This window comes from Streptomyces sp. 13-12-16, assembly GCF_002114215.1.
In the GTDB taxonomy this organism is placed as follows: domain Bacteria; phylum Actinomycetota; class Actinomycetes; order Streptomycetales; family Streptomycetaceae; genus Streptomyces.
In genome coordinates, this window is record NZ_NCTE01001157.1 from 1 (window position 1) to 952 (window position 952).

Genomic DNA, 952 nt, shown 5'->3' on the forward strand with positions numbered 1-952 from the left:
GCCGGGGCGCACGCGCCCGAGGTGATCGCGCGGTTCGTGGCGCGGGCCGTGGCCGAGCCGCGGCGCGAGCTGCCGGCCGAGGTCGAGCGGCTGCGGCTGGCCGAGGCGCTGCTCGACAAGGGCGATCCGCTGGGCTGTCTGACGCTGCTGGGCGCGCTGATGGAGGAGCACCCCGAGGAGCGGAGCGTACGGATGCTCGCCGCGCGTGCCCACTACCACTCGGCGCAGCTGTCGCGGGCGCGGGACGGGCTGGAGCGGCTGGTGGCGGAGAACCCGGACGACGCGTACGCCCGGTTGCTGCTGGGCCGGACCCTGGAGCGACGGGGGGAGGGGGAGGAGGCGGCGCGGCATCTGCGGATCGCCGCCGCGATGAACCCCGAGTACGGGAAGGCCGGGTGAGCGGCGCACGCCCCCGGCGGCGTGGAACCGGCTGACGGTTGTGCGACACGTTTCGCTTAACAGACATGTGTTGCGTTGATGTCGTGTGCTGTGGAACCGTGATGCCATGCCGAACACCTCCGACACCCGGGGCGCCTCACGCGACCCCCGCGCCCGGCGGACCAGGGCGCTGCTGCGCTCCGCGGTCCTGGACCTCGCGATGGAGAAGGACCTGGACGGCATCACCATGAGCGACATCGCCGAGCGCGCGGAGGTGAACCGGGCCACGGTCTACCTGCACTACAAGGACCGTGAGGACCTGCTCCTCGACGCCACCGAGTCGACGATGGACGGTGTGGTCGAGGCGGCCCGCGCCTGCCGGCTGACCACGGACGCGCATGCGCTGCCCGACACCAATCCGGTGCACCTGGTCAGCCTGTTCACCCAGGTCGACAAGCACCGCGCCGTCTACCGGCGGATGCTCGGCGAGGACGGCAGCCCGCGCTTCGCCGCCCGCCTCGAACGGCTCCTGGCACAGGCGTGGTCCGAGCAGCTGCTGACCGGGACCCCGCCG

2 protein-coding genes are annotated in these 952 nt (G+C 72.9%); both read left to right on the top strand.

Annotation, left to right across the window (positions count from 1 at the left end):
* A partial coding sequence (locus tag B7767_RS36735) for a tetratricopeptide repeat protein (protein ID WP_143652843.1) occupies window positions 1-399 on the top strand: 399 nt, incomplete at its 5' end.
* Window positions 400-505: 106 nt separating this feature from the next.
* Window positions 506-952, top strand: a 447-nt coding sequence (locus B7767_RS36740; RefSeq protein ID WP_085575800.1) for a TetR/AcrR family transcriptional regulator, incomplete at its 3' end; no start/stop codon positions are given.